This is a genomic window from Gemmobacter nectariphilus DSM 15620 (assembly GCF_000429765.1).
Classification (GTDB): Bacteria; Pseudomonadota; Alphaproteobacteria; order Rhodobacterales; family Rhodobacteraceae; genus Wagnerdoeblera; species Wagnerdoeblera nectariphila.
In genome coordinates this window covers 176,525-189,101 of the sequence record NZ_AUCM01000008.1, presented here as the reverse complement: position 1 = coordinate 189,101, position 12,577 = coordinate 176,525, and the positions used below count along the sequence as shown (strand labels likewise).

Sequence of the window (12,577 nt, the reverse complement as noted above, 5' to 3'; positions counted from 1 at the left end):
GGCCCAAGGGTGGCGCCTTGTGCGGTGGGGGTCAACGGGCTTTCCCCTGGGTCAGCTTTTCCAGACCCGGCCTCCTTTTCACTTTGCAAACAAGGCGGCCCTGTGGTGAAATCATGGCACAATTTGTCGCAGCCGGTAACGAGTTTTTCATTCCGATGTGCCCTGGCAGGCAAGACTGACTTGATGGGCCGGCGCCTGGCCCCCTTTTGATTTACAAGGACCAAAATGATGACACTATTTCCCAAGGATCTGAGCGATATGGCCGCCGCGCTTGGACAAGAGCTTGTAGAGCCAAGCGCACAAGCGACGGCAGTGCCTGCAGACGATCTTCCGGTAGACGATCTGGGCCGCGCCCTGGCCGAAGGCGAATCGATCCTTGGTGATGGCGCCTCGCCCGAGGGGCTTGCCTGGGGCGGCGCCGCGGACCGCATGCCCGGCAGCCCGGACACGTTCGAGCTGGTCGCCGCAGCCAGCCCGGGGTTTTCGCTTGGCCAGTCCTCGGGGGACACATTCGGAACGTATGGCACGGCCTCGTTCGGGCTCGAGGTGACGGTCGGATCCGACTCGGTCGCGTTCGACACCGCGCCGATGGCCGATTGCGGCTGCCCGATGTGCAACGGATTTGATCCGAACGGAACCGGCGGCACGGTGGGGGACGGGGTCGATGCCCCTGGCCCCGCGGCCTCGCTTCAGACGCTGGCGAACTATCTGCGCGACGGCTTCTGGGCGGATTTCAACGGCGGTGATCCGCGCTGGTACAACCTGACCAACGCGGGCGCCGGCGCGAACAACGGCACGCTGTATTACAACGTGACCGGATTTACCGGCACGCGTCTTGGCATGTCGGATACCAACGGCATTTCGGCCGCCCGTCAGACCATGGTGCGCGAATCCTTCAAGCTCTATGGCGAGCTGATGGGCATCAACTTCGTCGAGACCACGTCGGATGCCACGCATGTGGACTTCTTCTTCATCGACACGGTCTATACCTCAACCGGCGGCGAGCGGGCCTTTTGCTCGACCGAGCTGGTCTCGGGAACGGGCGGTGCGATCGATTACAACGTGATCAACGTCACCCCCGGCTGGAGCGGCAGCTCGTCCAACATTGGCGGCACCAACGGCTATACGTTCCAGACCTTCCTGCACGAAATCGGCCATGGCATGGGCCTGGGTCACCAGGGCATCTACAACGCCGGCAGCGGCAACCCGACCTATTCGACCGATGCCCAGTGGGTGAACGACACCTGGCAGCAGACGATCATGTCGTACTGGAGCCAGAACAACTGGGCCGCGAGCGGTGCGGAATATGCGCAGCTGGTCTCGCTGATGGGGGCGGACTGGGTCGCGCTGAACGATCTTTATGCCTCGCAGGGCTATGGATCGTCGAACGCCTTCAACGGCAACACCATCTATGGTGTGGGCACCAACATCACCACCACCGTCAGCACGGCGATGGCGAACCTGGCCGATTATGCCGATACCAACGCCTTCACCATCGTGGACGGCAGCGGTGTCGATACGGTCGATTTCTCGAACTACAATGTGGCGCAGCGCATCGACCTGACGCTGTCCTCGGCCAGCAACACGCAGGCGACCCTGTCGGATGTGGGCGGGCTGACGGGCAACATGTCGATTGCCGTCGGCACCATCATCGAGAATGCCACGACCGGCGGGGGCAACGACACGCTGACCGGCAACCAATATGCCAACACGCTCAGGGGCAATGGTGGAGCCGACCTCATCTCGGGGGTCAACGGCAATGACGATCTCTACGGGGGCGATGGCAACGACTCGGTCTATGGCGGCGGTGGCAACGACACCATGTGGGGCGAGGCCGGCAACGACTTCCTCGTGGCCGATTCCGGGGACGACTATGTCAAGGGCGGTGCTGGCGCGGATTCGCTGTATGGCGGCACGGGCGTCGATACGCTGATCGGCGACGATGACAACGACTGGATCATCCTGCAAAGCGGGCATGGCTCGTTCGCAGGCGAGACGCATTATGGTGGCAACGGGACCGACTGGTACTGGCTCTACAACGATGCTGCGGCAGCCTCGGCCACGTTCGATCTGCGCGACACGACCATGGGCACGATGGAAGCGTTCTCGCTGTCGCAGGGCGCCGACATGGACAAATACCTGTACCTGACCGGGGCACAGGTGGCATCGGACCTGCCGACCAACCTGACGATCAGCGGGAACAACTATTCCGGCTCGACGGATCTGGTCTACATCTACATGTCCCACAACGGGACCAACACCCAAGCCGTCGACCTGTCCGGCTGGAGCCTGACCGGCTGGCAGTCTGGCGGGGACCAGAATGACCGCATCAATATCTATGGCACCACGCTGGCCGACACGATCTCTGGCAGCTCGCAGAGGGACAATGTCTACGGTGGCACGGGCAACGACTCGATCCTGGGCAATGCCGGTGACGACTATATCGACGCCCTGGGGGACAACGACATCGTCTATGGCGGAATCGGCAACGATACGATCCTGGGCTACGACGGGAACGATTCGCTCTATGGCGACGAGGGCAACGACAGCCTGTCTGGCGAAAACGGCACCGACCGTCTTTACGGTGGCGACGGCGATGACACGCTGAATGGTGGCATCGGAACCGACTTCCTCTATGCGGGCGAGGGGACCGACTCGCTGTATGGGGGCGACGGGATCGGCTATTTCTACGGCGGGGTCGACAACACGGCCAGCAGCTACTTTGGTGGCACGTCGGTGGACTACTTCCACAAGAATTCGACGACGTCCGGCATCAACGACGAATCCTACTATGGTGGCGATGGCGTCGACTGGCTCTATTGGGACAATATCAGCGCCGGCAACTCTCGTGTGGTTAACCTTGCCACCGGGTTCATCACCTTCAATGGCGCAAACCGTGATGTTCTGAGCGGCATCGAGAATGTCGGCGTCTACAGTGCGGCCGGGATCATCGGCGATGCGAATGCCAACTACCTGTTCGCCTCGGGCGCATATGACAACGTCATCGAAGGCGGGGCCGGAGACGACACGATCGATGGCGGCGACGGGAACGATTCCCTCTATGCCGGCGATGGTGTCGACCTGGTCTTTGGCGGAAGCGGCCACGACGTTCTTGAAGATGGCACCTCGAACGCGCCGGGCAACGACACCTTCTATGGCGGGGACGGCAACGATATCCTGCGCAAGGCGTCGGACACCTCTGCAAGCGTGATCAAGGTCTGGGATGGCGGCACCGGGATCGACACGTTCGAGGACATCTTCGGCAACGCGGCCGGCGCCGCGCGGGTGATCAACCTGGCCCTGGGCCGGATGCTCTTCAACGGCGCCGACCGTGACATCGTGACCGGCATCGAGAATGTCACGGTCAACAATGGCTCGGGCGTCGTCGGGGACGACAATGCCAACGTGATCACCGGCGTCGGCGTGTTCTCGAACACCTTCGCAGGCGGCGGCGGTGATGACACGATCTATGGCGGTGGCGGGAACGACGCCCTGAACGGCGATGCAGGCAGTGACTGGCTGTATGGCGGTGATGGCGATGATGTGCTGAGTGTCGCAGGGGCAGAAGGTTGGGATAGCATTTACGGCGGCGCAGGGACCGACTCGGCCCAGTTTACAAGTGCCCTGAACCTGAACATCGACCTGGCTCTCGGTGTCTATACGGCCGGAAAGAGCAAGATCGCTTATGCGATCGAGGCGGTCGAGGTCGTCTTTGCCAGCGCCAAGAACGATACCGTCGTCGGCACCGCCGGAGACGAGACGATCTATGGCGGCGACGGCAGAGATCGACTCTATTCGGAGGGCGGTGCCGATATTCTGATGGGCGACGCAGGTGGCGACTACCTGTATTCTGGAACCGGCTCTGCAGGCGCATATGGCGGGGCCGACAATGACCGCATCTTCATCGACGATGGCCTGACCAGTGCCATGATCGCCGACGGCGGCGATGGGGTGGACTGGCTGGATCTGTCGCTGCAGGGCGCTGCGGTTGATGTCAATCTTGCACTTGGTACCGCTGTGGGCAGCACCTTCAGCATCACGCTTAACAGCATCGAATCCGCTCTTGGGTCGGCATATGCTGACGAAATCATCGGCAATGATCTGAGAAACAAGATCAATGGTGGCGGTGGTGACGACAGCATTTATGGTGGTGCCGGGGCTGACGTGCTGAATGGCGCCGGTGGCGATGATCACCTCGAAGGTGGCATCGGTACTGATCATCTGTCAGGCGGGATCGGAAACGATACCATCTACGGCGGCGGCGGGGACGACAGCCTCTACGGTGAGAATGCGCGGGATCTTCTGATGGGTGATGCCGGCGCAGACCTGCTGGATGGTGGAGGGGCAGCTGATACGCTGATTGGCGGCATGGGAACCGATACGCTCATCGGTGGCGATGGTGGTGACACCTTCCTGTTCAACAGCGCGGCCGAGATCGGCAACGGGGCGAACAGCGATCAGGTGCTGGACTTCACCTCGGGCACCGACATGATCGACCTGTCGGCGATTGGCGGGCTCAGCTTCATCGGGACCACCGCCTTCTCGGGATCGGCTGGCGAGGTGCGCTACTTTGCCCTTGCGGGGGTCGGGTATCTGGTCGGCGATCTTGATGGCAACCAGGTCGCGGACTTCCAGCTGCTGCTGATGAACGGTGCCAGCGTGCTTGCAGGCGATGTGATCCTCTGATCTGCAAATAAATCTGTGGTTGCATGGGCCCTCGGTAATTCACCGAGGGCCTATTGCATTTGAGACAAGATTGCGGCGTTGGGGCACAGACTTGCCATACCCCCCCCTGATGCGGTCGCAAATTACCTTTGCACCGCCTGAATCCGGCCCGCTTCGGCGGCGATTGGTTAACTCATCAGAAACCAAGACCGGACTCCGGTTCATCAGGACGATTAGCCATGCATTACAATGCCGTCCCCCATGGATTTGCGCCCTTCACCGTCGTCGAACCGCGTGCTGCGGTGTCCGTGATCGGCCTTGGCTATGTCGGCGCGGTCTCGACCGGCTGCCTGGCCAGCCTGGGGCATCGGGTGATCGGGGTGGATGTGGACCCGGTGAAGATTGCCCAGATCGGCGCCGGTCACGCGCCCCTGCACGAGGCGGGCCTTGAAGAGCTCTTGACCCAGGGCGTGGCCGACGGGCTGGTCAGCGCAACCGACGACATCGTCGCGGCCGTTGCCGATACCGATGTGACCTTCGTTTCGGTCGGCACTCCGACGGCGCCGGACGGGGGCTGCGACATGCGCCATATCGTTTCGGCCGCGCGCGGGATCGGCAAGGCTCTGGCGATCAAGGACAGCTATCATGTCGTGGTGATGCGCTGCTCGATCCCGCCGGGCACCACGCTCGGTGTGATGGTGCCGGAAATCGAGGCGGCCTCGGGCAAGGTGGCGGGCCGCGATTTCGGCATCTGCTTCAACCCGGAATTCCTGCGCGAAGGCGTTGCCATCGCCGATTTCCATGCCCCGCCGAAAACCGTGATCGGGGCCAGCGACGAGCGCGCCGCCAATATCGTGGCCCGCATCTATGAAAAGGTCGATCCCAAGATCATCCTGACCACGATCGAGGTGGCCGAGATGGTCAAGTATGTCGACAACGTCTGGCACGCGACCAAGGTCACCTTTGCCAATGAAATCGGCCGGCTGTGCAAGCCGCTGGAGGTCGACAGCCACGAAGTGATGAACATCTTCGTTCAGGACACCAAGCTGAACCTGTCGCCCTATTACCTCAAGCCCGGCTTTGCCTTTGGTGGCTCGTGCCTGCCCAAGGAAGTGCGCGCGGTCACCCATCTGGCCGAGGAACTGGGCGTGTCGGTGCCGCTGATCGGATCGCTGACGCAATCGAACCGCACCCAGGTTCAGACGGCGCTGGACATGGTGCGCGCGACCGGCGCGCGCAAGGTGGCGGTGCTGGGTCTGGCCTTCAAGCCCGGCACCGATGATCTGCGCGAAAGCCCCATCCTTGACGTGATCGCGGCGCTGGCTGACGAAGGTGTCGAGGTGGTGGCCCATGACGCGGCTGTCACCCCCGAAACCCGGATCGAGGCGCAGCTGGCCTATGTGGAACATGCGGCCCCCGGCCTGAAACGGCTGGCGCCGAAGCTGGCCGGGATGCTGGCCGCCAATGCCGAAGCTGCCGTTGCTGGCGCCGACGCCGTGATCGTGACCCATGCAAGCGATCTTTACCGCAAGGTTGTCGCCCCGTTGGCGCAGCCGGTGATTGATGTGGTGCGCCTGTTCAAGGCCCGCGCCGAACAGCCCGCCGCCCTGTGCGGCATCGGCTGGTGACCCCAAGACTGGCAAGCCCCAGGTTTTTTCGATTGGAGACAGTTATGACTGCGTTATTCACCACGTTCTGGGGCAGCGACAAGACCGATGCCATCCAGGGCAGCGACGGCGACGACCAGATCCATGGCTATGCCGCCGTGCCACCTTCGGGCGGCAAGACCAAGCCGGGCAAGGGCAACGATCCGGCCAACGACCATGACGTCCTGATGGGACGTGGTGGCGATGACACGATCTATGGCGGAACCGGCGACGACAACATCTTTGGCGGCGAAGGCACCGACGATCTTTACGGCGACGAGGGCGACGACAGGATCAAGGCCGACATCGGCAATGATCGCGCCTGGGGTGGCCTTGGCAATGACCGCATCCATGGCGAGGCCGGTAACGACACGCTCAAGGGCGGCGAGGGGAACGACACCCTCTATGGCGGCGACGATCAGGACTTCCTTGAAGGCAATGCCGGCGATGACGAACTGGTCGGCGGCGGCGGGCGTGACTGGCTGGATGGCGGCGACGGCAATGACCAGCTGTTCGGCGGCACCAACAAGGACACGCTGTTCGGCGAGTCGGGCGATGACAGCCTGGTCGGCGGTGATGGCGATGACCAGCTGTTCGGTGGCAGCGGCAATGACCAGCTGTTCGGCGGCTCGGCCAATGATCTGCTGAACGGCGGGTCGGGCGATGATGAGCTGGTGGGCGGCACCGGCACCGATACCTTGCTGGGCGGGCAGGGCAAGGATGCGCTGTTTGGCGGCGATGGCGATGACAGCCTGGATGGCGGCTCTGGCGATGACTGGCTGGAAGGCGGATCGGCCAACGATACGGTCCTGGGCGGATCGGGCAATGACAGCCTGTTCGGTCAAAAGGGCGATGACCTGCTGTATGGCGGCGCCGGCGATGACAGTCTTGATGGCGGCGATGGTGCCGATCTGATCTGGGGCGACAGCGGCAACGACACGATCAACGGCGCGGCCGGCTGGGACAGCCTGCATGGCGGCGAAGGCGATGACATCGTCAACGGTGGCGGCGGCTTTGACAGAGTCTATGGCGGGCGCGGCAACGACACGCTGAACGGTGACGCTGGCAACGACCTGCTGGACGGCAGCCATGACGCGGACGTTCTCTATGGCGGCACTGGCACCGACACGCTGATCGGCGGCGAAGGCAGCGACATCCTGTATGGCGGGGCAGGGTATGACACCTTTGTCTGGCGCACGCAGGATGTGGATGCCTGGACCGATACGGTTGCCGATTTCGAGGCCGGGCGCGACAGCATCGACCTGACGAACCTGTGCCTGCTGGACAAGGGCTGGACGGCCGACAGCTTCCTGTCGGATGCCATGAGCCTGACCGGCGCCGGCGCGGTCGAGATTGCCATCGGCGATCTGACGATCTCGGTGCAGGCCTCGGCGGCGCTGATGGTCGAGGATGTCTGGGCCTCGATCCTGTTCGCTTGACCGGCCGCAGATCCGAACACGCGGCCCGGCGGCTTTCCAGCCTTCGGGCCGCAACCCGTTCAGAACGGCGTCGGCAGCACCCCGGCATAGATGCCAAGGAAGGTGGCAAAGGCCGCAACCGAGGTGATCAGCTGGAACAGCGCGAAATGGTCGCGCACCGCATCCATCCGGTTGCGCCGCCCCCCGACGCTCTGGCCGCCCCGGTTGAACCATTTCTGCTTGGCCAGGTGGAACAGCATGTAGATCTTCACGCCCGCATTGATCAGCTGGTTGAAATACAGGATGAACGGCCAGGCCAGATCGGGTTCGCGCGCATAGCGCCACAGCCAGGCCGACAGGAACAGCCGCGAGGCGATGACCCACAGGAACACGTTGGTCGCATAGAGCGGGTCCATGATCGTGCCATAGATCGCCAGGATCGGGCTGACCAGCATGGTCCACATGGCAATCCGCTGATCGACCACGCACCACCAGATGAAGGGCGGCACCACCGCCGGCCCCAGCGCGATGGCCCGGCTGCCATTGCGCAGCATGTTGCCCGACCAGCGGCGGAAGTTTTCCACCATCCGTTGCAGGCCCGATCCCTTGATGATCTCGATCGTATAGACGCAGGCATCGGGGACATAGGTCATCTTGGCCCCCTTGGACAGCAGGTGATACCAGGTCGACTTGTCATCGCCCGACAGGAACCGGAACCGGCCCCACAGCCAGTGATCCAGGTGATCGGCCTCGATCGTGCGGATGAACTGGGGGTCGATGATGTGGCGGGCGCGGAACACGCTGAACCGCCCCGTCAGCGTCAGCACCCGGTCGCTGACCGCATGGCTTTCCATCGCCAGACGGCGCTGGGCAAAGCGCATGGTCAGCCATTTCTCGATCCAGGCCGGGCCAAAGCACATGACCTCTTCGTCGGTGGTCAGGGCCTGCAAGTCGGGGTCGGCGCCGAACATCGACAGGGTCTTTTCCAGCACATCCGGCCCATAGACCGCATCGCCGTCCATGAAGATCACCAGATCGTCCGGTTCGACCCCGTGGCGCGAGATGCCGCGCAGGATGAGGCCAATGGCCATGCGCTTGCCCGGCTGGTTCTGGCGCACAAAGATCACCTCGGCCAGATCGTCGGGAATGTCGCTGGCATAGGTCTCGATCACCTCGCGGATGTTCACCTCGTCCTGCGCGCTGCCAGTGCCGATCCAGATCGAGGTGGGCACCCGCTCGCGCCGGATCTGCGCCAGGATCGAGATCAGGACCAGACGGGTGATCGCCTTTTCTTCCTTGTAGGTGGTCATCTGGACGTGCAGCCGCCGGGGCCGCCAGCCCTGGTGCCAGATCCGGTCTGCCGCTTCGCGCTTGGGCGGCCACAACATCCGGCGATAGGCGTCCGAGCGCAGCGCATGGTTGAACCACCAGCCGAACCGCCATGTTCCCAGAACGCCAAGCGCCAGCGTGATATGCAGCGTGTCGGGGCCAAGGAAGCGGTTGGGCAACAGCACAGCCACCCCCCAGAGCACCGCCAGAAGCAGCCCCAGCCGCAGCAGGAACACCGGGGGATAGCGCGCCATGCCGACCGGGGCAGGGGCCAGCTGATGGCGCAGGCGGCGGACGATTTCCTTTTCCAGCGGATAATCGCCCTCGGGCGCCTCGCCACTGCTGGCCGTGGTCATTGCGACCAGCTCCGCAGCCAGCGCGACAGAAGTTCGGGGCGCAGGACAACCGATACCGGCATCCCCTCGATGAACAGCCGGCGGCTTTCGTCGGGGGTCAGACCCGGCACGTCGATGGCCGCGACCAGAAGCTGGTTGGCCCCGGTTCCGTCCACGGTCAGGCGCCGAACCTCGCCCTGAAGGGCGACGCGGGTGCCATCGCGCATGTAGGCGATGTCGGCGCGCATCCCCGTCCAGACCTTCAGCGTCGAGCTCGAGGGCAGGTGCGCCACGATGCTGCGCGGCTGGTCGAGTTCGAACAGCACCAAGGGATCGCCAGGGCGCACCATGTCAAAGGGGCGCACCAGATGGTCGGTGACGGTTCCGTCGCCGGGCGCGGCCAGGGCCGTTGCCTCGGCCCGCTCGCGCAGGCTGGCGATACGGGCCGTCAGCCGCTCCAGCTCTGCGGTCTGGGCATTGGCCTCGGCCTCCAGCTTCAGGCGGATATCGTGGTAATCGCCGGTATTGACCGAAATCCCCTGATCGAACCGTTCGGTGCCGCCGCGAAAGGTCAGGCGGGCCTCGGCGCGCTGGGCGGCATGGGCGGCCAGGCGGCCCTGGGTGGCCGACAGCATCTGTTCGGTTTCGCTTCGGGCGGTCTCGGCCTCGGTCAACAGGCGCAGGGCCTCTTGATCGTCAAGGCGCAGCAAGATGTCGCCGCCTTGAACCTTGGCCCCGACCGGCACCGGGATTTCGCGCACATAGCCGGCGACCGGCGCGATGATCTGGCTGGTCGCCGCGGCGACATGGGCCGACAGCACCGGCACCGTGCTGAGGCGGTTCCAGGCGACCATGCCCAGAAAGCCCGCGACCAGCAGGAACAACGTGCCGTAATAGGCCAGGTTGACCAGCGTGCGCGAGCGGCGCGAGGAAACGCGCGCCTCGCCGGCCTTGCGCTCGGCCTCGGTCTCGCCCATCGGGACCAGATCGACGGGCGTATCCAGCGCGACGATCATGTCCGCGGCGGTGGTCATCCGCCCCGACAAGAGGTTGCGGTAGAACAGCGCCAGCGTCTCGCGCTGGCGGCCGGTCAGGTTGCGAAACAGGTATTCGTTTTCACCCTCGCCCTTTTCCAGCTCGATCGGGAAATAGACCCCGACGCCCTGAAACGGCACCGACAGCATCAGCCCGTCCAGATCGCGCCCCGCAAGTTCGCTGGTGTAAAGCGCCTTGAGCGACCAGTCGTCCACCTTGACCGCATGGCCATCAGGAAAGCCGACGTGCAACGGCGCGCGCAGGCGGAACATGGTTTCTGCGCTGGGCGGTTCGTGGCGGACTTCCACGCGGCGGCTCTCCGGTTTGAATGGGGGCAGGGTAAATCAGGCGGGCGCGTTTGGCTAGCACGGGCAGACAGTCAGCCGCAAGATTTGCACATCCGGCGCGGGCTTACCCCAATTTGTAGGCGCGTGGGGCACCGCGACGTGCTGGACGCGGCAGGGCGGCGATGCTAGACAGGGGCCATGAACGGACACACGATCATCTGCATCGGTTGCATTACCTGCTGACATTCGTCAGGCGGGCCGTTCCAAGCTGTTTTCAAGAACACGCGAAGTTGGTAAGGCCCGCCCGGGGTAATGCCGTCGAGGCATCAGGGAAGGACTGCCATGGCCCGCATCCGCTTGCGCAATACTATGACCCGCAAGGTCGAGGATTTCGTGCCGCTCGATCCGGCACATGTGCGGATGTATGTCTGCGGCCCGACGGTCTATGACCGCGCGCATCTGGGCAATGCCCGGCCCGTCGTGGTGTTCGACGTGCTGTTCCGCCTGCTGCGCCATGTCTATGGCGAGGCGGCGGTGACCTATGTGCGCAACTTCACCGACGTTGATGACAAGATCAACGCCAAGGCGGCCCAGACCGGGCGCCCGATCCGTGACATCACCGATGAAACCATCGGCTGGTATCATGCCGACATGGATGCGCTGGGGGCGCTGCGCCCGACGGCGGAACCCCGCGCGACCGAATGGATCCCGGCGATGATCGCGATGATCCAGGGGTTGATCGACGGCCGCCATGCCTATGCTGCCCAGGGGCATGTGCTGTTCCGCGTCCGGTCCTTTGCCGCCTATGGCGCGCTGTCGGGCCGGTCGGTCGATGACATGATCGCCGGCGCGCGGGTCGAGGTGGCGCCCTTCAAGGAAGACCCGATGGATTTCGTGCTGTGGAAGCCGTCGTCGGGCGATCTTCCGGGCTGGCCATCGCCCTGGGGCTATGGCCGTCCGGGCTGGCATATCGAATGCTCGGCCATGTCGGATGGCCTGCTGTGGGAGGCGATGAAGGACCGCCTTTCGGCGCAGGCGCTGGCAGCCCCGCATGTCTTCGACATTCACGGCGGCGGGATCGACCTGCAATTCCCGCACCACGAAAACGAGGTGGCGCAAAGCTGCTGCGCCCATGGGGCGAGCGATCCGGCCAAGGGCTTTGCGCGCTACTGGCTGCACAACGAGATGTTGCTGGTCGAGGGCAAGAAGATGTCCAAGTCCTTGGGCAATTTCTTCACCGTGCGCGAATTGCTGGATCAGGGCATCCCGGGCGAGGTGATCCGGTATGTGTTCCTGATGACGCATTATTCGAAACCGATGGATTGGACGGCCGACAAGGCACGCGAGGCAGAGGGCGTGTTGCGCAAGTGGAGGGGGCTGTTAGGGGGCGTTCGTCCATCCGTCCCCGCCGATCGAGTTGTGGCAGCACTGGCCGATGATATGAACACGTCAGCGGCACTTGCCGAGTTGCATGCGATGTTCAACCTTATCAACGCTGATTTTCACGGCGCGGATATTCCTGGTTTTGATGCAGGCGCTGCGGCTGATGAGTTTATTGCTTCTGCACATCTACTCGGCTTGCTTGGTGATGATATGGGGGCTTGGGTGGACGTAAATACCCCGGATCTCTCCGGCTACATCGAGCGGCTGGCCGCACTTCGCGCTGAAGCCATGGCCACCAAGGACTTTTCTGCCGTCGATGCGATGAAGGCGGCGCTGGTTGCTGCCGGGGTCGAGGTCCGGATGTCGAAGGCGGGGGTGGAACTGGTGCCGGGGGCCGGGTTCGACGCGGAGAAGCTGAAGGATATCTGAGCGGTCCACGGGGTGGCTGACCCCGGGGGGCTGTCTGCCCCCCGGCCCCC

6 protein-coding genes are annotated in these 12,577 nt (G+C 63.7%); 4 read left to right on the top strand and 2 right to left on the bottom strand.

The features are described 5' to 3' along the window. Window positions 1-228 precede the first annotated feature (228 nt). From G481_RS0110155 to G481_RS23475, 3 genes are all read left to right on the top strand, one after another. Window positions 229-4,686 carry a M10 family metallopeptidase C-terminal domain-containing protein gene (locus G481_RS0110155; RefSeq protein ID WP_028029931.1) on the top strand — a complete coding sequence of 1,486 codons (4,458 nt, stop codon included), beginning with the start codon at window positions 229-231 and terminating at the stop codon, window positions 4,684-4,686. Between the two features lie 218 nt (window positions 4,687-4,904). Then, the gene (locus tag G481_RS23480) at window positions 4,905-6,293 is read left to right on the top strand and encodes a nucleotide sugar dehydrogenase (protein ID WP_051294452.1); all 1,389 of its coding nucleotides are present in this window, start codon (window positions 4,905-4,907) and stop codon (window positions 6,291-6,293) included. Window positions 6,294-6,337: 44 nt separating this feature from the next. Further along, window positions 6,338-7,750 (top strand): calcium-binding protein, encoded by a 1,413-nt coding sequence (locus G481_RS23475; RefSeq protein ID WP_051294451.1) that lies wholly within the window; start codon window positions 6,338-6,340, stop codon window positions 7,748-7,750. Between the two features lie 59 nt (window positions 7,751-7,809). Here the strand turns inward: G481_RS23475 and G481_RS0110140 are convergent, their stop codons facing one another. Both G481_RS0110140 and G481_RS0110135 read right to left on the bottom strand, forming a co-directional pair. Continuing rightward, the gene (locus G481_RS0110140; RefSeq protein WP_035025731.1) at window positions 7,810-9,414 is read right to left on the bottom strand and encodes a glycosyltransferase; all 1,605 of its coding nucleotides are present in this window, start codon (window positions 9,412-9,414) and stop codon (window positions 7,810-7,812) included. Then, window positions 9,411-10,736, bottom strand: a complete 1,326-nt coding sequence (locus tag G481_RS0110135) for an HlyD family secretion protein (RefSeq protein WP_028029929.1) — start codon at window positions 10,734-10,736, stop codon at window positions 9,411-9,413. Before G481_RS0110135 ends, G481_RS0110140 begins: the two co-directional genes overlap by 4 nt. Before the next feature lie 321 nt (window positions 10,737-11,057). Between G481_RS0110135 and cysS the strand changes: the two genes are divergently transcribed. Further along, the gene (gene cysS, locus G481_RS0110130; RefSeq protein ID WP_028029928.1) at window positions 11,058-12,527 is read left to right on the top strand and encodes a cysteine--tRNA ligase; all 1,470 of its coding nucleotides are present in this window, start codon (window positions 11,058-11,060) and stop codon (window positions 12,525-12,527) included. Window positions 12,528-12,577 lie beyond the last annotated feature (50 nt).